Raw genomic sequence first — 19,123 nt, forward strand, 5'->3', positions numbered from 1 at the left:
TTGCTCTCAACGAAGGGACCAACCCCGCCATGTCGACGGGCAGAACAGATACGACCGGGACCGGAACGGCCGCGACGAACGGCGACACCGGCGGGATCAACACCTACAAGGGGGAGGACCGCGCCCTGCGCGCCGACCGCCTCGGCACCCCCGGACTGCTGCTCTCGGTCCTGGCGGCCAGCGCCCCGCTGATGGTCGTCGCGGGGGTGATGCCCACGGTCTTCGGTGTGATGGGCATCGTCGGGCAGCCGCTGCTCTACGTCGTCCTCGGCATCGTCCTCATGCTGTTCAGCGTCGGCTACGCGGAGATGAGCCGGCACGTCCACAACGCCGGTGCGTTCTACGCCTACATCGCCCGCGGTCTCGGCCCGACTGCCGGCGCGGGCGCCTCGCTCGTCGCGCTGGTCGCGTACAGCGCCATGCAGGTCGGCATCTACGGCATCCTCGGCTTCGAGGTCTCCGGCCTCTTCGCCACCTACCTCGACATCGACATGCCCTGGTGGCTTCCCGCCCTCGTCTCCGTGGCCGTCGTCGGTGTCCTCGGCTGGCTGAAGATCGACCTCAACGCCAAGGTGCTCGGCGTCCTGCTGGTCATCGAGTGCGCCCTGGTCGTGATCTTCGACATCGCCGCCGTGAGCAAGCCCGGCCCCGAGGGCCTGTCCTTCCACGCGTTCAACCCCGACACCCTCACCGGCGCGGGGCTGGGCACGGCGCTCTGCTTCTGCATCGCCGCGTTCGTAGGCTTCGAGCAGGCCCCCGTGTACGCGGAGGAGACCAGCCGGCCGCAGGTCGTCGTGTCCCGGGTCATGTTCCTGGCCGTCGGCTACGCCGCCCTGTTCCTCGCGGTGAGCTCCTGGGCGCTGACCGTCGCCGCGGGCCCCGGCTCCATCTCGGACACCTCCCTCAAGGAGGGCCCGGGCATGCTCTTCGGTCTGACCGAGGAGAGGCTCGGCGCCACGTTCACGGACGTGCTGCACGTCCTCTTCGTCACGGGCATGTTCGCCGCGCTGCTCAGCTTCCACAACGTGGTCGCCCGCTACGCCTTCGCGATGGGCCGGGAGGGACTGCTTCCGGCGGGCTTCGGCCGGACCAGCAAGACCAGCGGCGCGCCCGCCACCGGCTCGCTGCTCCAGTCCGTGATCTCCGTCGTGATCGTGCTGGCCTTCGCCCTCACGGACGACAACCCGGTCGGCGACCCCACGGCGCCCGTCCTGCAGCTGTTCACGTGGATGGGCAACGTCGGCGCGCTCGGAGTGATCCTGCTGATGGCGGCGGCTTCCTTCGCCGTGATCGCCTTCTTCGTACGCCGCGGTGCGGGCCGCGCCCAGGCCCCCCGGCTCGTGGCCTCCGGCCTCGCCGGCATCGCACTGCTGGCCATCGCGGTGTTCACCGTCCGGGACTTCGACGTACTGGTCGGCTCGGGCCCCGGCTCCGTACTCAACTGGCTGCTGCCCGGAGTCATCGGCGTCGCCCTCGTCGGCGGCCTGGTGTACGGGGCGGTGCTGCGCTCCACGAAGCCCGAGGTGCACGCCAGGATCGGCCTCGGCAACGAGGCGTTCCAGCTGGAGAAGGCCGCGGAGAGCACGACGGCCCCCCGGTAGTTCTTACCGGGTGGTGACGAACACCCGCGGCCCCTGGTGACGGACGGCCGCGGGTGTTCGAATGGGCGGGTGAACAGTCGCCCTCCCGACAGTGAAGACCCTCCCGGCAGCGAAGACTCTCCTGACGGCAGCCGTGCCGAAGGCGCCCCCGTCGGCCGCCGCCTCGTCCTGGCCATGCTCGGCCTGGGCGTCGCCGGGGTGGCCGCCGCCCCCGTGCTCCAGCGGGGCCTGGAGACCGGGCTCGGAGCGGTCGCGGACAAGGACCCCACCGGGCTGACCGGCCTCCTGCCCAACGGCGGCGGTTTCCGCTACTACTCCGTCGCCACGTCCGTACCCGAGAAGACCGCCGCCGACTACCGCCTCACCGTGGACGGCCTGGTCGACCGCCCCGCCACCTACACGCTGGACTCCCTGAAGGCGCTCCCGCAGAGCCGCCTGGTGCGCGATGTCCAGTGCGTCACCGGCTGGCGCGTCCCCGAGACCCCGTTCGAGGGGGTCAGGCTGTCCGCACTGCTGGACGCGGCAGGAGTACGCCCCGGCGCGAAGGCGGTCCGCTTCACCTGCTTCGACGGCGCCTACAGCGAGAGCCTCACCCTGGAACAGGCCCGGCGCGCAGACGTCCTGGTCGCGCTGCGCATGCAGGACAAGCCGGTCACCCACTCGCACGGCGGCCCGGTCCGTCTCTACGTGGCACCGATGTACTTCTACAAATCGGCGAAATGGCTCTCCGGGATCACCGTCACCGACGCCGTGCGCCCCGGCTACTGGGAGGAGCTCGGCTATGACGTCGACGCCTGGGTGGGCCGGTCCAACGGCCGGGACGACGCCCCCACCGTCTGAACACCCCACGAGGATCCGCCGCTTCACCCGCACCGAGCGCTGGGTGCACCGCACCACCGCCTGGCTGACGCTGCTGTGCGTGGCCACCGCGGCCTTTCTGTACATCCCCCAGCTCGCCGAACTCGTCGGCCGCCGCCACCTCGTGGTCACCGTCCACGAATGGTCCGGGCTGCTCGTCCCCGTACCGCTGCTTGCCGGGCTGGTCTCCCGGGCGCTGCGCGCCGACCTCTCCCGGCTCAACCGGTTCGGACCGCACGACCGGCAGTGGCTGAAGGCCGCTCTGCGCCGTGACCGCACGCCCGGCGCCCGGCCGGCCGGGAAGTTCAACGCGGGCCAGAAGCTCTACGCCGCCTGGATCGCCGGCGCCGTGCTCGTGATGCTCGGCACCGGCCTGCTGATGTGGTTCACGGACCTCGCCCCGCTGGTGTGGCGCACGGGCGCGACCTTCGTGCACGACTGGCTGGCCCTCGCGATCGGCATCGTCCTGGCCGGACATACGGCAATGGCGCTCGCCGACCCGGAGGCACGCCGTGGCATGCGCACCGGGTCGGTCGAGCGCCCTTGGGCCCGCTCCGAACACCCGCTGTGGCGGGATCCGGAGGAGTAGCTACAGGACCAGCGACAGCAGCAGGATGAAGCCGAGCGAGACGACGGAGATGATGGTCTCCATCACCGACCAGGTCTTGATCGTCTGACCGACGTCCATACCGAAGTACTCCTTCACCAGCCAGAACCCCGCGTCGTTGACGTGGCTGAAGAAGAGCGAGCCCGCACCGACGGCGAGGACGAGCAGAGCCGCTTCCGGGGTGGACATGCCGGCCGCCAGCGGAGCGACGAGGCCGGCCGCCGAGATGGTGGCCACGGTCGCCGAACCCGTCGCCAGGCGGATCGCGACGGCGATCAGCCAGCCGAGCAGCAGGGCGGGTATCGACCAGTTCTCGGAGAACTCGAGGATCATCTGGCCCACACCGGCGTCGATGAGGGTCGTCTTGAAGCCGCCGCCGGCACCGACGATCATCAGCACCCCGGCGATCGGGGCGAGCGACTTCTCGACGGTCGTGGAGAGCCGCGCCTTGGTGAATCCGGCGGCCCGGCCCAGCGTGAACATGCCGACGATCACCGCGGCGAGCAGGGCGATCAGCGGCGAACCGATCACATCGGTGACCCGCTGGACGTGGTTCTCCGGGTTGTCCACCACGATGTCGACGAGGGCCTTGGCCAGCATCAGGACGACGGGCAGCAGCACGGTGGCCAGGGTGGCCCCGAAGCCCGGGCGGCGGTCCAGGTCCTCCGAGGGGCGCTCGGGGATCATCTTCTCCGGCGCCTGGATGTCCACCCAGCGGGCGGCGTACCGGGAGAAGACCGGGCCCGCGATGATCACGGTCGGGATGGCGACGAGGACACCCAGCGCGAGGGTGACGCCCAGGTTGGCGTCGAGCGCGTCGATGGCGACCAGCGGGCCGGGGTGCGGCGGGATCAGGCCGTGCATCACCGAGAGTCCGGCGAGCGCGGGGATACCGATCCGCATCAGGGAGTAGTTGCCGCGCTTGGCGACCAGCAGCACCACCGGGATCAGCAGCACGATGCCGACCTCGAAGAACAGCGGCAGACCGATGATCGAGGCGATCAGGACCATCGCCCAGGGCATGGCGCGTCCGCTCGCCTTCGCGAGAATCGTGTCGACGATCTGGTCGGCGCCGCCCGAGTCGGCCAGCAGCTTGCCCAGGATCGCGCCGAGCGCGATCAGCACACCGACACTGGCGACGGTGGCGCCGAGGCCCGTGGAGAAGCTGGTGATCGTCTTGTCCAGCGGGGCACCGGCGAAGACGCCGAGCGCCAGCGAACCGATGGTCAGCGCCAGGAAGGCGTGCACCTTGAACTTGGTGATGAGTACGACGATGACGGCGATGCCTGCCAGGACGGCGATGCCCAGCTGGGCGTTGCCGGCCGAGGTGATCGGCTCGACGGCATCCGCTGCCAGCATCTCGACGCTGAGACTGCTCACGGTGATCCTTAGAAGGCGAGCCGGCGCAGCGCGGCGACGGCCCGGTCGGTTATTTCTTCGGGGGTGCCGGACACGTCCACTGCCACGCCCGCCTCGTCCTCCTGCAGTTCCTGCAGGGTCGCGAACTGGGAGTCGAGCAGTGCGGTCGGCATGAAGTGGCCCTTGCGGTCCGCCATCCGGCGCTCGATGAGAGCCCGGTCGCCGGTCAGATGGAGGAAGACGGCACCCGGGGCCTCGGCGCGCAGCCGGTCACGGTAGACACGCTTGAGCGCGGAGCTGCTGACGACGCCGCCGAGCCCCGCCCGGCCGTGTGCCCACCGGCCGATGGCGTCCAGCCACGGCCAGCGGTCGTTGTCGTCCAGCGGGGTACCCGCCGACATCTTGGCGATGTTGGCCGGCGGGTGGAAGTCGTCGCCCTCGGCGTAGGGAACGCCGAGTTCGGCGGCGAGCAGGGGGCCGATCGTGGTCTTGCCGGTCCCTGCTACGCCCATCACCACGACGACGTGGGGGGTGCTCATTGGTGCCTCGCTGTCTTCTTCGACATCGGTCCGTCGCGCTACTGAAACCCATTACATACGACTTATTCAAGTAGCTGTGACATAAACGTCGTACTTAATGTTCCCGCGGGCCGCCCCGTAGGCTTGTGGGCATGACCACACAGAGCCAGGGGCTGCATACACATGTGCTGGACACCCTGGGTCTGGAGATCGCCGCCGGGGACTTCCCGCCCGGCCGGGTCCTGCGCACCGACGAGCTGGCGCAGCGCTTCGAGGTGTCCCGCACCGTCGTACGCGAAGTGATCCGCGTCCTGGAGTCCATGCACCTGGTCGAGTCCCGCCGTCGCGTCGGCGTGACCGTGCGGCCCACCGAGGAGTGGAACGTCTACGACCCCCAGGTCATCCGCTGGCGGCTGGCCGGCTCCGACCGCCCCCGGCAGCTGCGCTCCCTCACCGTGCTGAGGTCGGCAGTCGAACCCGTCGCCGCCGGACTCGCCGCCCGGCACGCCACCGCCGAGCAGTGCGCCGCCCTCACCGAATGCGCGCTCGGCATGGTCGCCACCTCGCGCGGCCAGCAGCTGGAGGGCTATCTGCGGCACGACATCGCGTTCCACCGCATCGTGCTCAACGCCTCCGGGAATGAGATGTTCGCACGGCTCGGCGACGTCGTCGCCGAGGTCCTGGCCGGCCGTACCCACCACCAGGTGATGTTCGAGGACCCCGACCCCGCCGCCGTCACCCTCCATGTACGCCTGGCCGAAGCGGTCCGCGAGGGGGACGCGGCAGCCGCGGAACGCCTGACGAAGGAGATCGCGGTGGGCGCCCTCCACGAACTGGACGTACTCGCGCCCTGAGCTCCGCCCTCAGTCGCCCGGCGGGCACGGTCCTTGACGCACGTGCGCCAACCGCCCCGCAGCGGCCGCGAGCACCATCTCCAGTGCCGCCGGGTACCCACTGCGGTCCATCTCCGCGACCAGCACCCCCGACGTCGCCGCGATGTGCGGATGGGTCTCGGCCGGCACCCGCGCGTACGTCTCCCGCCACGCCCGCGCCTCCAGCTCGCGAGCCCGCGCCGGAAGTGCCAGCGTCGACGCGTCCAGAGCGGCGAACGACAGCGTCTGGTCGACGAACACGTGGTAGATCCGCACCGCTTCCGCGTCCGGGAACCCCGCCCCGCGCAGCACGCCGAGAATCGCGTCCACCGACCGGATCTCGTGCCTGCGGCCCGTCACCCGGGCGCAGGCCAGCATCGCCGCCTGCGGATGCGCCATGTAGTCGGCGTGCATCCTCAGCCCGAGCGCCCGCAGGTCGGCCCGCCAGTCACCGGTGGGACGCCAGCTGTTGAGCGTACGGCCGATCAACTCGTCGGCCACCGCGAGCAACAGCTCGTCGGTGTCCTTGAAGTACCGGTAGACGGCACTCGGATCACACCCCAGCGCGGCACCGAGCCGCCGAACCGTCAGCGCCGCGGCCCCGTGCTCCCCGATCAGCCGGAGCGTCGTCTCCACGATCAGCTGCTCGGACAGGACCGTGCCCCCCTTGGTGGGGCGTCTGCGCCGACGCGCACCCTCCGGCACCACCCGCTCGCTCGCTCCCATGGGGCGCACCTTATGACAACGGCGTTGACGTGTGAACCCGCCGGAGAGTTCGATGTGCCGCCATCGGGGCCGAACGGCGCCCCTCGGCGAAGGAGTGACCGTGAAGGCCTCACGAACCCCGTACGGCAGCGACCCACCCGCCCCACAGCCCCCGGACACCCTGAGGAAGAGCCTCGGTGTCGTCGACGGTGTGGCCATCGCCGCCTCCTCCACGGCGGCCACCACCAGCATCGGCATCGGCCTCGGTGTCACCGCGGGCGCCGTCGGCCTGCACCTGCCGATCATCATGCTGCTCGCCTTCCTGCCGATCCTCGGGATCGCGAGCGCCTACTCACGGCTCAACAGGGTCGAGCCGAACATGGGGAGCGGCTACGTATGGGTCGGCCGCTCCCTCAGCCCCTGGCTGGGCTTCCTCACCGGCTGGATCGGCATCGTCTCCACCGTCGTCTTCCTCTCGTACACCACGACCGTCACCGGCTCCGCCCTCCTGCAACTCGCGGGCGAGGGCGGCCTGCACGAGTTCGCGGGCCTCCGGCTCGACCCCGATTCCACGGCGCAGGCGACCGCTCTCGGCATCGTCGTCCTGGTGGCCGTCACCTTCACCGCGATCACCGGACTCCGGTCCGCCGCCACTTTCCAGAAGTACCTGCTCGTCTTCGAGTACGTCGTCCTGCTCGGCTTCTGCGGATACGGGCTCGTCGCGGGACCGCAACCGTTCAGCCTGGACTGGCTCAACCCGTTCACCATCCCGTCGGGACAGCAGCTCGCCCAGGGGCTCCTGCTCTCCGTCTTCTGCTACTGGGGCTTCGAGTCCTCGTTCAGCGTCACCGAGGAGGTCCGCGACCCCGAGGACGCCTCCAGGGCCGGGCTCATCACCCTCTTCACCATGCTCGGCCTCTTCCTGCTCGGCTCCTTCGCCTTCCAACGCGTCCTCTCCCTCGACGAGCTGACCGCGCACGGAGCCCAGGGGCTCACCTACTTCGGTGAACGGCTCGCCGACCAGCCTCTCGCCGCACTCCCGCTGATCGCCCTGACGTTCTCCGCGATCGCGTCCCTCCAGTCGGGGGTGATACCCACCGTCCGCGGCATGTTCGCGATGGGCCGCGACCGCACGCTCGGCCCGCTCTGGACCAAGGTCAGCCCCCGCTACGGGACTCCGGCGGCCGGAACCGTCGCCATCGGCTGCGTCGCCGCCGCCGTGGCCGTCCTCTCCCTGGTCATCCCGAAGGTCGGCGACCTCGTCCTGGCCTCCGTCAACGCGATCGGCGTCGTCGTGTCCCTCTACTACGCGCTGACCGCCCTGGCGGCCGCCGCCCGATTCCGCGGCGCCCTGCGCGAGAGCCTGTCCGAGGCCCTGCGTGCCGTGATCCTCCCCGTCCTCAGTGCCGTCGTCCTGCTCGGCCTCGGGGGCTACCTGTGCTGGACCTTCTACACCTCCGCCGACCACTTCGAGATCAGCCCGGAGAACGGCTGGTTCATGCTCTTCTGCCCCGCCGCCATGCTGCTGACCGGCGTGATCGCGGCGGCCTGGGCCAAGTGGGTAAGGAAATCCCCCTACTTCGTCACCGGCCGCTCCACCGCGCCCACCGTCCCCGAAACGGCCTGACGGCGCACGACACCACCCGCCCCGCAGACGGAACGAAACGGAACACCCCATGCACCGCACCCCCGCCGACCTCGTCCTCACCGGCGGCCCCGTCCTCACGATGGACGCGGCCCGCACCCGCGCCACCACCCTCGCCGTCACCGGCGACCGGATCACGGCCGTCGGCCACGACGAGGTCCGCGAACTCATAGGCCCTAAGACGGAGGTCGTCGACCTCGCCGGCCGCCTGCTCGTCCCCGGCTTCCAGGACGCCCACATCCACCCGGTCACCGCCGGACTGGAGATGGCCCGGTGCGACCTCACGGACGCCCGTACGGCACCGGCCACCGTCGCCGCCGTACGCGCCTACGCCGACAGCCACCCCGACCGTGAATGGATCACCGGCGGCGGCTGGTCCATGGACGCCTTCGAGGGCGGCGCCCCGACCAGGGACCTGCTCGACACCGCCGTACCCGACCGCCCCGCCTACCTCGTCAACCGTGACCACCACGGCGCCTGGGTCAACACCCGCGCCCTCGAACGCGCCGGCATCACGCGGGACACCCCCGAACCCGCAGACGGGCGCATCGAGCGTGACAGGAGGGGCGAGCCCACCGGCCTCCTCCAGGAAGGAGCCATGGACCTGGTCGCCCGCCTCACCCCGCGTTCCACCCCGGCCGACCGGCTTGCCGCGCTGCTGCGGGCCCAACGGATCCTCCACGGGTACGGCATCACCGCCTGGCAGGACGCGATCGTCGGTTCCTACGGCTCGATGGACGACGTCGCAGACGCCTACCTCACCGCCGCCCGCGACGGATCGCTCACCGCCCGGGTCGTCGGCGCACTCTGGTGGGACCGCGAACGCGGCGCCGAGCAGATACCCGAACTGGTCGCGAGGCGGACGGAACTGAGCGCAGGCCCGTTCCGCGCCGGATCCGTCAAGATGATGCTGGACGGGGTCGCCGAGACCGGCACGGCCGCCCTCCTCACCCCGTACCTCGACGCCTGCGGCTGCGCCACCACGAACACCGGCACAGGCTTCATCGACCCCGTCGAGCTGCGCAGGTACGTCACCGCACTCGACGCCCTCGGTTTCCAGGCCCACTTCCACGCCCTGGGGGACCGTGCCGTTCGCGAGGCCCTGGACGCCGTGGAGGCCGCCCGCGCCGTCAACGGACGCACCGACACCCGCCCCCACCTCGCCCACCTCCAGGTCGTCCACCCCGACGACATCCCCCGGTTCCGGGAGCTCGGCGCCACGGCCAACATCCAGCCGCTGTGGGCCGCCCACGAACCGCAGATGGACGAGCTGACCATCCCCTTCCTCGGCGCCGGGAGGGCCGCCCTCCAGTACCCGTTCGGAGCCCTCCTGCGATCCGGCGCCACCGTCGCCGCGGGCAGCGACTGGCCGGTCAGCAGCGCCGATCCGCTGCACGGCATCCACACCGCGGTCAACCGGATCACACCGGACGGCGAAGGCCCGGCCTTCCTCCCCGAACAGCGCATCACGCTCACGGCCGCCATCGCCGCCTACACGGCGGGATCCGCTCATGTGAACCACCTCGACGACACCGGCTCACTCCGCGCCGGAGCCCTCGCCGACCTGGTGGTCCTGGACCGCGACCCGTACGCGAACCCGTCCGACGAGATCGGCCGGACACGTGTGCTGCGGACCTACGTCGGCGGCCGGAAGGTACACGACTCCGAAGCCTGACACCGAACCTCCTCCGTGGAACGCAACGCCCCGGAGGTGCCGACGCGGCACCCTCCGGGGCGTACGGTTGTCCGTGATCAACCTTCGCAGGAGCCCCACTCGGAAACAGGGAGACCACGGTATGGCGCAGCAGGTGCAAGGGGTCATCGCACCGGGGAAGAACGAGCCGGTACGGGTCGAGACCATCGTGATCCCGGACCCCGGGCCCGGCGAGGCAGTCGTGAAGATCCAGGCGTGCGGCGTCTGCCACACCGACCTGCACTACAAGCAGGGCGGCATCAACGACGACTTCCCCTTCCTCCTCGGCCACGAGGCCGCGGGCATCGTGGAGTCCGTGGGCGAGGGCGTCACCGACGTCGCGCCCGGCGACTTCGTCGTCCTCAACTGGCGTGCGGTGTGCGGACAGTGCCGCGCCTGTCTGCGCGGCCGCCCCTGGTACTGCTTCGACACCCACAACGCGAAGCAGAAGATGACCCTGCTGGACGGCACCGAACTCTCCCCGGCACTCGGGATCGGCGCCTTCGCCGAGAAGACCCTCGTCGCGGCCGGCCAGTGCACCAAGGTCGACCCCGAGGTCTCCCCGGCCGTCGCCGGACTGCTCGGCTGCGGTGTCATGGCGGGCATCGGCGCCGCCATCAACACCGGCCAGGTCGGCCGGGGCGACTCCGTCGCCGTCATCGGCTGCGGCGGCGTCGGCGACGCGGCCGTCGTGGGCGCCCGGCTCGCCGGCGCGGCGAAGATCATCGCGGTCGACATCGACGACCGCAAGCTGGAGACGGCGAAGAAGATGGGCGCCACCCACACCGTCAACTCACGCTCCGACGACCCCGTCGAGGCGATCCGCGCACTGACCGGCGGCAACGGCGCGGACGTCGTCATCGAGGCCGTCGGCCGCCCGGAGACGTACAAGCAGGCCTTCTACGCCCGCGACCTCGCCGGCACCGTCGTCCTCGTCGGCGTCCCCACCCCGGAGATGCAGCTCGAACTCCCGCTGCTCGACGTGTTCGGGCGCGGCGGCTCGCTCAAGTCCTCCTGGTACGGGGACTGCCTGCCCTCGCGCGACTTCCCGATGCTCATCGACCTGCACCAGCAGGGCCGCATCGACCTCGGCGCGTTCGTCACCGAGACGATCGGACTCGGCGACATCGAACAGGCCTTCGCCCGCATGCACGACGGTGACGTCCTGCGTTCGGTGGTGGTGTTCTGATGACCGCCCGCATCGACCACCTGGTCACCTCCGGCACCTTCGCCCTCGACGGCGGTGAGTGGGACGTCGACAACAACGTCTGGATCATCGGCGACGAGACCGAGGCGGTCGTCATCGACGCCGCCCACGACGCCCTCGCGATCGAGGCCGCGCTCGGCGGCCGTACGCTGCGCGCCATCATCTGCACCCACGCGCACAACGACCACATCGACGCGGCCCCCGCCCTCGCCGACGCGACCGGCGCACCGATCCTCCTGCACCCCGACGACCTCCCGCTGTGGAAGCAGACCCACCCGCACCGCACCCCCGACGCCGAACTGGCCGACGGCCAGGAGCTGGAGATCGCCGGAACACGCCTGGCGGTCCTGCACACCCCGGGCCACGCACCGGGCGCTGTCTGCCTCTACGCCCCGGACCTGGCCACCGTCTTCACCGGTGACACCCTGTTCCACGGCGGGCCCGGGGCCACCGGACGGTCCTTCTCCGACTTCCCGACGATCGTCGACTCGATCAGGGACAGGCTGCTCGGACTCCCGCCCGAGACCGTCGTGCGTACCGGACACGGGGACTCCACCACGATCGGCGGCGAGGCCCCGCACCTGGACGAATGGATCGCCCGCGGCCACTGACCCGGCCGGGGTTCACCGGTCCGGCCACGCGGTGAGCCGCAGGCCGCTCTCGAAGCGGTGCGGTACGCCCGTGACCGGGTCGGTGAACTCCAGCACCCTGGCCAGCAGTTGCAGGGGTCGCGTGTAGTCGTCGTGGTCCTGCTCCGGCACCACCACCGGATAGACGGGATCGTGGACGAGCGGCAGCCCCAGCGCGTTCATATGGACGCGGAGCTGATGGGTGCGCCCGGTGGCGGGCAGCAGCCGGTAGCGGCCGAATCCGCCCCGGTGCTCCAGGAGCTCGATCCGGCTCTCGCTGTTCGCCTCGCCCGGCTCCTCGCGCGCGGCGATGACCCCGCGCTCCTTGACGATCCGGCTGCGCACGGTGCGGGGGAGTGCCACACGCGGGTCGTACGGTGCCACGGCCTCGTACTCCTTGCGCACCAGCCGGTCCCGGAACAGCGTCTGGTACGCCCCCCGCTCCCCGGGCCGTACGACGAACAGGACGAGCCCCGCCGTCAGCCGGTCGAGCCGGTGGGCGGGCTGCAGCGCCGGCAGATCCAGCTCCCTGCGCAACCGGGCCACCGCCGTCTCGGTGATGTGCCGGCCGCGCGGAGTCGTGGCGAGGAAGTGCGGCTTGTCCGCGACGACGAGGTGCTCGTCGCGGTACACCACACCGACGGGGAACGGCACCGGGTCCTCCGGCGCGAAGTCCCGGTGGAACCAGAGGTACCGGCCCGGTGTGTACGGCTCGTCGCCACGCACCGCACCGCCGTCGGCCCCGACGAACAGCCCTTCGGCGAGCATCGCCTCCACCCGCTGCGCCCCGACCGCCCCCGCGAACCGGTCCATCAGATGGTCCCGGACACATCCCCAGACCCCGTCCGGGTCCTCCGGCAGCCTCACCCGCACCGGATCGATGCCGTCCCGCTGGGGCAGGGGGGCGGCGGGGGGCTTCGCCCGTCCTCTCATCGCGTCGGTCCTTGTCATGGGTGGGGCCTGGTGGGGGCCTGGAGGGGCCTGGAGGACTGCCCATCATGGCACCGCCCGGCCGTCAGGAGCCGAGCAGCCGCTCGTACTCCTCCTGCGTGACCGGAAGCACCGTGCCGTGCCGGGCGCCCGCCGGGAGTGCGTAGTCCGCGGACATCGTCCACCTGCCCGAGTCGAGGTCGTCCGTCTCGAACGGAACGTAGCCGCGCCCGCCGAACTCGTCGATGAGGAGGTACCACTTCTCCTCGGTGTTGGACCTGAAGACCGCGGGGCCCTCGCCCCGGTCGACCGAGCCCTTGCCGATGCAGTCGGCCACGAAGCCGTACGCACGGGATGTGAGGTCCCGCGACTTCTCCGCCGTGATGAACTTGGAGCACGGGGTGTCCGACGACGGGTTCCGCTCGTCCTTGGTGAAGCGGTAGTAACTGCCGTCGTGGCGGATGACCGTCGAGTCGATCACCGAGTACCCGGGGTCGTGCCACACCTCCGGCTCGGTGAAGGTGCGGAAGTCGCGCGTCGTCGCGTACAGCATCTTGTTGTAGGTGCTGCCGGTGTGGTCCGGGTCGTCCGCCGCGTAGATCTTCGAGGCCCAGAAGACGACGTACGAGCCGAGCTTCTCGTCGTAGTACGCCTCCGGGGCCCAGGTGTTGCCGGCAGTGTCGGGCGCGACCTCCACCAGGCGCCGGTCGGTCCAGTTCACCAGGTCCGTGGACTCCCAGACCATGACCGACCTGCTGCCGGTGCGCTGGACCTGGTCCCAGCTGCCGCCCGCGCCGCCGTACATCCGCAGGTCGGTGGCGATCTGGTAGAACCTGTCGCCCTCCGGCGAGCGGATGACGAACGGGTCGCGGAGCCCCTTGGTGCCCAGGTCCGAAGTGAGCACCGGCTCGCCGCCGTTCAGCTCCTGCCAGTGCAGCGGGTCGTCGCCACGGCTGAGCGACATCCGTATCTGCTCGCCGTCCTCGGTGCCCTCGCCCGTGAAGTAACTCATGGCGTAGCCGGTGTACGTCCGCTCCTGCGGCAGTTCGGGCACGGCGGCGGTGAAGGTACGGCGCGCCGCCGCCCTGCCCCGGGTGACCACGGCGGTGAGTTCCACGCTCGTCGGTCCCGCACCGGGCTCCGGGCGGTGCACGACGCCGGTCGCGTCGATGACCCGGGGCCGGTGGGACCTCCACGTGACGGTGGTGCCGTGGGCTCCTGCGGCGGGCAGCGTCAGATTGCCGCGCACGTCGTCGAGGTTGTGCACCCTGAGCGCGGCCGCGGCTTGCGCGGTGGCAGTCACGTCGCTGATCCGCGCGGGTCCGGCGTGGGCGGGGCCGCTGCCGGGGAACGCGAGCAGGCCGACGACGAGGGACAGGAGAGGCAGCAGAGGGGCAAGGGCTCTTCTCGCGGGGTGCGGACGCATGTCTCTCCCGAAGTTGTTCGGAATATCGGACGCTGTTCGTCAAATCGGACCGACGCTAGGGGTGTCGAGGACCTTCGTCAAGGGTCGTGGACGAATTCGCACGCCCTGTAGAAAGCGCTTGCCGACGCGCGTAGGGTCCTGCCCGCTGAATCCATTCAATCCGCTGACGCCCAACCCTGTGCCAACCAGCCCTTGTCTCAACCAGCCCTGTGTCACCGAACCCGGAATCACTCGACCCGGAGGAGCCTCGCCATGCGCCGAGCCGGAACCGTCCTGCTGACCGCCTGCGCCGCCGCTGCCGCCCTGACCGCCCTGGCGGTCACTCCCGCGGTGGCCCGGGGCGGCACCGCCGCCGGGCCGGAAGGCCTGGACCGCTGCACCGGCACGGCCCCGGTCGTCTGTCACTTCGACGTCACCCCGGGCACGTACCGGGTCCGGATCCTTCTCGGAGGTGCGGAGGCCGGCTCGACGACGGTCACCGCCGAGACGCGAAGAGCTGTGCTCGCCGAGACGCCGAACGCCGCCGGTGAGACCGTACGCCGCAACTTCACGGTGGATGTGCGCGAGCCGGAGGGCGAGCCCACGGGGCCGGCCGGCAGCCCCGGGCTGGACCTCGCCTTCGGCGGCACGGCACCGCGGCTCGCGGCACTCCGGGTCGAGCGGGTCCGCACGCCCCAGATCCTCCTCGCGGGTGACTCCACCGTCTGCGACCAGCCCGGCGAGCCCTACTCGGGCTGGGGGCAGCAGCTCCCGCAGTACCTCACGGACCGGCTCTCCGTCGCCAACTACGCCGACTCCGGGGAGAGCTCGCAGACCTTCCGGGACAACCCGGCCCTGTTCCCCGCCCTCCGGGCCCGTATCCACCGCGGCGACCTCGTCCTCGTCCAGCTCGCCCACAACGACAAGCAGACCGACCGCGCCACCTACCGGGCCAACCTCACCGCGATGATCGAGGACGTACGCGCCGAGGGTGGCCGGCCCGTGCTCGTCACCCCGATCGTCCGCCGCTGGTTCAACACGGACGGCACGCTCGACAACGGCACCGCGCTGATCGTCAACGGCCTGGGCGTGGACCTGCCCGCCGAGGTGCGCGCCCTCGCCGCCGAGCAGGACACCCCGCTCGTCGACCTCACCGCCCTGACCAGGGCGCGGGTCGAGGAGCTCGGCCCCGAGGCCTCCAAAGCCCTCTACCTCTACGACGAGAAGCGCGACAACACCCACACCTCCACGCGCGGCGCCACCGAGTACGCCGCGCTCGTCCTCGGTGAACTGCGCGCCCAACAGCTCCTTGCGCCGCGCGCGGTCCGGTGACCCCGCACCCCGACGAAAGGCGATCGCCGTGAACCATGCCGAAGTGCCCGGCCGCAGGGCCATGCTCAGGGGAGTCCTGGGCGCGGGAGCCCTCACCGCCGTACCCGGCGTCGCCCACGCCGCGGCGCCGCGCGCCCCGTACCGCAATCCGCTGGTCGAGCAACGCGCCGACCCGCACATCACCCGGCACACCGACGGCCGCTACTCCTTCACCGCCAGTGCCCCCGAGTACGACCGGATCATCCTGCGTTCCTCCCGAACCCTGCGCGGCCTGAGCACCGCCGAGGAAGCGGTGATCTGGACCCGGCACACCACCGGGGACATGGCCGCCCACATCTGGGCGCCGGAACTCCACCGCATCGGCGGCAAGTGGTACGTCTACTTCGCCTCGGCGCCCGCGGACGACGTCTGGAGGATACGGATCTGGGTGCTGGAGAACGCGAGCGCCGATCCCTTCCGCGGCACCTGGACCGAGAAGGGGCAGCTCACCACGGCCTGGGACACGTTCTCGCTCGACGCCCACACCTTCACCCACCGCGGAGACCGCTACCTCGTCTGGGCCCAGCACGAGCCCGGCCTGGACAGCAACACCGGGCTCTTCCTCTCCCGGATGGCCGGCCCGTGGAAGCTGACCGGGCCCCAGATCCGCCTCAGCACGCCCGAGTACGACTGGGAGCGCGTCGGCTTCGAGGTCAACGAAGGAGCCGCGGTGATCAAGCGGAACGGCCGCGTCTTCATGACGTACTCGGCGAGCGCGACCGATGCCAACTACTGCATGGGCCTCCTCACCGCGGACGCCCGCAGCGACCTGATGGACCCGGCCTCCTGGATCAAGTCCCCGGAGCCCGTGTTCACCAGCAGCGAGGAAACGGGTCAGTACGGCCCGGGCCACAACTCCTTCACCGTGGCCGAGGACGGACGCACCGACGTGCTCGTCTACCACGCACGGCCGTACCGGGAGATCACCGGCGACCCGCTGCACGACCCCAACCGGCACACCCGGATCCAGCGGCTGGCCTGGAAGGCGGACGGCACACCGGACTTCGGCATCCCGGTGGCCGACTCCGAGTGACATCCGGAACCGGCCCCGCCCACCGGTGCCGGGAGCCGTCCGAGGCATTGACGCGCCCCATGTCCCTGCCTATCTTGCGTTCGAAGTTCTGGGCAACGTCCGATATATCGAACAGTGAACCCCTGGAGCATCCATGCCGTACCCGCATCCGTGGCCCCGGCTCACCGTCCCCGTCGTCGCGCTCCTCCTCGGAACGCTGGTGGCCGCGCCCGCCCGCGCCGACGACATCGCACCGGTGGCCGAGCCGACCGACTACTCCCTCACCGTGCACCCGGACCGCACCGGCCCCACCATCGACGACACGATGTACGGGGTCTTCTACGAAGACATCAACCACGCGGCCGACGGAGGGCTCTACGCCGAACTCGTCCAGAACAGATCCTTCGAGTACGACCGTGCCGACAACGCCGCGTACTCGTCCATGACCGCCTGGAGTCCGACCGCGGTGTCCGGCGGCACAGGGCAGGCCCTGACCGTGGACGACGACGGCCGTCTGAACGAACGCAACCGCCGGTACCTGCGCCTCGACCTCGACGGCGGCGCGGGCGGACAGGCCGGTTTCGGAGTGACCAACTCGGGTTACAACGAGGGCCTGCGCATACGCGGGGGTGAGCGCTACGACTTCTCCGTCTGGGCGCGCACCGACCGGGCCGAGGGCACCGCGCTGACCGTCGGAGCGACCTCCGCGGACGGCACCGCACTCACCGCACCGCTGCGCATCACCGTGCGCGGAGACCGCTGGGCGAAGTACACGGGCACCCTCACCGCCCGCACAGCGGCCGCGGACGGCCGGCTCACCGTGACGGCCGGCGGCAGCGGCACCGTACGGCTCGACATGATCTCCCTCTTCCCCCGGGACACCTACAAGGGACGGGCGAACGGCCTCCGCAAGGACCTCGCGGAGAAGACGGCCGCACTGGAACCCGGCTTCCTGCGTTTCCCCGGCGGGTGCCTCGTCAACACGGGAAGCCATGAGGCGTACGAGGCGCCGGGCTGGGAGCGCAAGCGCTCCTACCAGTGGAAGGACACCATCGGCCCGGTCGAGCAGCGTCCCGTCAACGCCAACTTCTGGGGCTACAACCAGACCTACGGCCTCGGCTACTACGAGTACTTCCAGTTCGCCGAGGACATCGGCGCGACGGCGCTGCCCGTCGTGCCCGCACTGGTCACCGGCTGCGGCCAGAACAAGGCGACCGACGACCCCGAACTGCTGCGACGGCACATCCAGGACACGCTCGACCTGATCGAGTTCGCCAACGGCCCGGCCGGCTCCACCTGGGGCGCCAAGCGCGCCGCCATGGGCCACCGCGCGCCGTTCGGACTCACCCACCTGGAGGTCGGCAACGAGGAGAACCTCCCGGACGAGTTCTTCACCCGCTTCACCGAGTTCCGCGAGGCCATCGAGGCCAGGTACCCGGACATCACCGTGGTCAGCAACTCCGGCCCGGACGACAGCGGCACCGCCTTCGACCGCGCCTGGCAGCTCAACCGCGACGCGGACGTCGCCATGGTCGACGAGCACTACTACAACAGCCCGCAGTGGTTCCTCGAGAACAACGCCCGTTACGACACCTACGACCGCAACGGCCCGAAGGTGTTCCTCGGCGAATACGCCTCGCTCGACAACCGCTTCTCCAACGCCCTCGCCGAAGCCGCCTTCATGACCGGCCTCGAACGCAACGCGGATGTCGTGAAGCTCGCCTCCTACGCCCCCCTGCTCGCCGACACGAACGACGCGCAGTGGCGCCCGGACATGATCTGGTTCGACAACGAGAAGTCATGGGGGTCGGCGAACTACGAGGTGCAGAAGCTCTTCATGAACAACGTCGGCGACCGGGTCGTGCCGAGCACCGCGTCCACCACACCCGCGGTCTCCGCACCGATCACCGGCGCCGTCGGGCTGTCGACCTGGGCGACCGGTGCCGCGTACGACGACGTCGAGGTCACCGGCGAGGACGGCACCCGGCTGCTCAGCGACGACTTCTCGGCCGGCGACACGCAGTGGACGAAGGCGGCGGGCCGCGGCGCCTGGGCCGTAGAGGACGGCGCGTACGTCCAGTCCGACGAGAGCGCGGAGAACACCCTGGTCACGGCCGGTGACACCGGCTGGCAGAACTACGACCTGCGGGTCAGGGCGACGAAGAAGGCTGGCAGGGAGGGCTTCCTCGTCGCCTTCGGGGTCAAGGACACCGGGAACAAGTACTGGTGGAACCTCGGAGGCTGGGGCAACACCCGCTCCGCCGTGGAGAAGACGGTCGACGGCGCCAACCAGACGATGACCGAGGACAGCACGAAGATCGAGACGGGACGCGCGTACGACCTCAGGATCCAGGTGCGCGACCGGCAGGTCACCCTCTTCCTCGACGGGAAGCAATGGGGCACCTTCACCGACGACAAGCCCGCCGAACCCTTCCGGCAGGTGGTCACCCGGGACGACGCCACGGGCGAGCTCGTGGTCAAGGTGGTCAACGCCCAGGCGTCGGATGCCAGGACCAGGATCGACCTGGGGGCCGTGCCGGCCTCACGGACCGCCCGGCTGACCACGCTCCAGGCGGCCCCGGACGCGGTGAACACCGCGGACGACCGGCAGGTGGCACCGCGGAAATCGACCCTGCGGGTCGACGGACGCGTCCTCACCCACACGTTCCCGGCGCACTCCGTGACCTTCCTGCGCATCAGGGAATAGGGCC

At 70.6% G+C, this 19,123-nt stretch carries 15 protein-coding genes and 1 pseudogene; 11 read left to right on the top strand and 5 right to left on the bottom strand.

Annotated features, from left to right (window positions below; genetic code table 11):
* Positions 1 to 29: 29 nt before the first annotated feature.
* The 3 genes from ACFW9O_RS00700 to ACFW9O_RS00710 all read left to right on the top strand — a co-directional run bounded on the left by ACFW9O_RS00700 (position 30) and on the right by ACFW9O_RS00710 (position 3,048).
* Positions 30 to 1,601: an APC family permease gene (locus ACFW9O_RS00700; protein ID WP_384603540.1), complete on the top strand. Its 1,572-nt coding sequence runs from the start codon at positions 30 to 32 to the stop codon at positions 1,599 to 1,601.
* A gap of 69 nt (positions 1,602 to 1,670) precedes the next feature.
* A complete protein-coding gene (locus tag ACFW9O_RS00705) occupies positions 1,671 to 2,441 on the top strand; it encodes a molybdopterin-dependent oxidoreductase (protein ID WP_384603543.1) in 771 nt (256 codons plus the stop codon).
* Positions 2,383 to 3,048 carry a cytochrome b/b6 domain-containing protein gene (locus ACFW9O_RS00710; RefSeq protein WP_351168034.1) on the top strand — a complete coding sequence of 222 codons (666 nt, stop codon included), beginning with the start codon at positions 2,383 to 2,385 and terminating at the stop codon, positions 3,046 to 3,048. The genes ACFW9O_RS00705 and ACFW9O_RS00710 overlap by 59 nt, the downstream gene beginning before the upstream one ends.
* Here the strand turns inward: ACFW9O_RS00710 and ACFW9O_RS00715 are convergent, their stop codons facing one another.
* Both ACFW9O_RS00715 and ACFW9O_RS00720 read right to left on the bottom strand, forming a co-directional pair.
* Positions 3,049 to 4,446 carry a GntP family permease gene (locus tag ACFW9O_RS00715; protein ID WP_384603546.1) on the bottom strand — a complete coding sequence of 466 codons (1,398 nt, stop codon included), beginning with the start codon at positions 4,444 to 4,446 and terminating at the stop codon, positions 3,049 to 3,051.
* A gap of 8 nt (positions 4,447 to 4,454) precedes the next feature.
* Positions 4,455 to 4,964 (bottom strand): gluconokinase, encoded by a 510-nt coding sequence (locus ACFW9O_RS00720; protein ID WP_351168030.1) that lies wholly within the window; start codon positions 4,962 to 4,964, stop codon positions 4,455 to 4,457.
* A 131-nt stretch (positions 4,965 to 5,095) separates the two neighbouring features.
* Between ACFW9O_RS00720 and ACFW9O_RS00725 the strand changes: the two genes are divergently transcribed.
* Complete coding sequence (locus ACFW9O_RS00725; RefSeq protein WP_384603548.1) at positions 5,096 to 5,797, top strand: FadR/GntR family transcriptional regulator; 702 nt, start codon at positions 5,096 to 5,098, stop codon at positions 5,795 to 5,797.
* Between the two features lie 9 nt (positions 5,798 to 5,806).
* Here ACFW9O_RS00725 and ACFW9O_RS00730 read toward each other — a convergent pair whose 3' ends face one another.
* Positions 5,807 to 6,541 carry a TetR/AcrR family transcriptional regulator gene (locus ACFW9O_RS00730; RefSeq protein WP_351168026.1) on the bottom strand — a complete coding sequence of 245 codons (735 nt, stop codon included), beginning with the start codon at positions 6,539 to 6,541 and terminating at the stop codon, positions 5,807 to 5,809.
* A gap of 52 nt (positions 6,542 to 6,593) precedes the next feature.
* On the opposite strand from ACFW9O_RS00730, the gene ACFW9O_RS00735 reads away from it, so the two are divergent.
* From ACFW9O_RS00735 to ACFW9O_RS00750, 4 genes are all read left to right on the top strand, one after another.
* Positions 6,594 to 8,147 (top strand): APC family permease, encoded by a 1,554-nt coding sequence (locus ACFW9O_RS00735; protein ID WP_384603552.1) that lies wholly within the window; start codon positions 6,594 to 6,596, stop codon positions 8,145 to 8,147.
* Positions 8,148 to 8,196: 49 nt separating this feature from the next.
* A complete protein-coding gene (locus ACFW9O_RS00740) occupies positions 8,197 to 9,840 on the top strand; it encodes an amidohydrolase (RefSeq protein ID WP_384603554.1) in 1,644 nt (547 codons plus the stop codon).
* A gap of 121 nt (positions 9,841 to 9,961) precedes the next feature.
* The gene (locus ACFW9O_RS00745; RefSeq protein WP_384603556.1) at positions 9,962 to 11,047 is read left to right on the top strand and encodes an S-(hydroxymethyl)mycothiol dehydrogenase; all 1,086 of its coding nucleotides are present in this window, start codon (positions 9,962 to 9,964) and stop codon (positions 11,045 to 11,047) included.
* Positions 11,047 to 11,676 carry an MBL fold metallo-hydrolase gene (locus ACFW9O_RS00750; RefSeq protein WP_384603558.1) on the top strand — a complete coding sequence of 210 codons (630 nt, stop codon included), beginning with the start codon at positions 11,047 to 11,049 and terminating at the stop codon, positions 11,674 to 11,676. Before ACFW9O_RS00745 ends, ACFW9O_RS00750 begins: the two co-directional genes overlap by 1 nt.
* A gap of 12 nt (positions 11,677 to 11,688) precedes the next feature.
* Here the strand turns inward: ACFW9O_RS00750 and ACFW9O_RS00755 are convergent, their stop codons facing one another.
* Together ACFW9O_RS00755 and ACFW9O_RS00760 are read right to left on the bottom strand one after the other, a co-directional pair.
* The gene (locus ACFW9O_RS00755; protein ID WP_384603561.1) at positions 11,689 to 12,627 is read right to left on the bottom strand and encodes an RluA family pseudouridine synthase; all 939 of its coding nucleotides are present in this window, start codon (positions 12,625 to 12,627) and stop codon (positions 11,689 to 11,691) included.
* A 91-nt stretch (positions 12,628 to 12,718) separates the two neighbouring features.
* A pseudogene (locus ACFW9O_RS00760) lies at positions 12,719 to 13,930 on the bottom strand (immunoglobulin-like domain-containing protein); the annotation flags it as partial.
* Positions 13,931 to 14,302: 372 nt separating this feature from the next.
* On the opposite strand from ACFW9O_RS00760, the gene ACFW9O_RS00765 reads away from it, so the two are divergent.
* The 3 genes from ACFW9O_RS00765 (at position 14,303) to ACFW9O_RS00775 (ending at position 19,119) form a co-directional block, all read left to right on the top strand.
* The gene (locus ACFW9O_RS00765) at positions 14,303 to 15,361 is read left to right on the top strand and encodes a rhamnogalacturonan acetylesterase (RefSeq protein WP_384603564.1); all 1,059 of its coding nucleotides are present in this window, start codon (positions 14,303 to 14,305) and stop codon (positions 15,359 to 15,361) included.
* Positions 15,362 to 15,422: 61 nt separating this feature from the next.
* Complete coding sequence (locus ACFW9O_RS00770) at positions 15,423 to 16,433, top strand: family 43 glycosylhydrolase (RefSeq protein ID WP_384605193.1); 1,011 nt, start codon at positions 15,423 to 15,425, stop codon at positions 16,431 to 16,433.
* 133 nt (positions 16,434 to 16,566) lie between these two features.
* The gene (locus tag ACFW9O_RS00775) at positions 16,567 to 19,119 is read left to right on the top strand and encodes an alpha-L-arabinofuranosidase C-terminal domain-containing protein (protein WP_384603567.1); all 2,553 of its coding nucleotides are present in this window, start codon (positions 16,567 to 16,569) and stop codon (positions 19,117 to 19,119) included.
* Positions 19,120 to 19,123 lie beyond the last annotated feature (4 nt).

It is taken from the genome of Streptomyces sp. NPDC059499, from assembly GCF_042749285.1.
Classification (GTDB): Bacteria; Actinomycetota; Actinomycetes; order Streptomycetales; family Streptomycetaceae; genus Streptomyces.

Excerpts from the sequence above, each read along its gene's own strand:
- ACFW9O_RS00755 (WP_384603561.1), bottom strand. The coding sequence starts at position 12,627 with ATGAGAGGACGGGCGAAGCCCCCCGCCGCCCCCCTGCCCCAGCGGGAC.
- ACFW9O_RS00740 (WP_384603554.1), top strand. The coding sequence starts at position 8,197 with ATGCACCGCACCCCCGCCGACCTCGTCCTCACCGGCGGCCCCGTCCTC.
- ACFW9O_RS00730 (WP_351168026.1), bottom strand. The coding sequence starts at position 6,541 with ATGGGAGCGAGCGAGCGGGTGGTGCCGGAGGGTGCGCGTCGGCGCAGA.
- ACFW9O_RS00745 (WP_384603556.1), top strand. The coding sequence starts at position 9,962 with ATGGCGCAGCAGGTGCAAGGGGTCATCGCACCGGGGAAGAACGAGCCG.
- ACFW9O_RS00775 (WP_384603567.1), top strand. The coding sequence starts at position 16,567 with ATGCCGTACCCGCATCCGTGGCCCCGGCTCACCGTCCCCGTCGTCGCG.
- ACFW9O_RS00725 (WP_384603548.1), top strand. The coding sequence starts at position 5,096 with ATGACCACACAGAGCCAGGGGCTGCATACACATGTGCTGGACACCCTG.
- ACFW9O_RS00710 (WP_351168034.1), top strand. The coding sequence starts at position 2,383 with ATGACGTCGACGCCTGGGTGGGCCGGTCCAACGGCCGGGACGACGCCC.
- ACFW9O_RS00735 (WP_384603552.1), top strand. The coding sequence starts at position 6,594 with ATGTGCCGCCATCGGGGCCGAACGGCGCCCCTCGGCGAAGGAGTGACC.
- ACFW9O_RS00770 (WP_384605193.1), top strand. The coding sequence starts at position 15,423 with ATGCTCAGGGGAGTCCTGGGCGCGGGAGCCCTCACCGCCGTACCCGGC.
- ACFW9O_RS00720 (WP_351168030.1), bottom strand. The coding sequence starts at position 4,964 with ATGAGCACCCCCCACGTCGTCGTGGTGATGGGCGTAGCAGGGACCGGC.
- ACFW9O_RS00700 (WP_384603540.1), top strand. The coding sequence starts at position 30 with ATGTCGACGGGCAGAACAGATACGACCGGGACCGGAACGGCCGCGACG.
- ACFW9O_RS00765 (WP_384603564.1), top strand. The coding sequence starts at position 14,303 with ATGCGCCGAGCCGGAACCGTCCTGCTGACCGCCTGCGCCGCCGCTGCC.
- ACFW9O_RS00750 (WP_384603558.1), top strand. The coding sequence starts at position 11,047 with ATGACCGCCCGCATCGACCACCTGGTCACCTCCGGCACCTTCGCCCTC.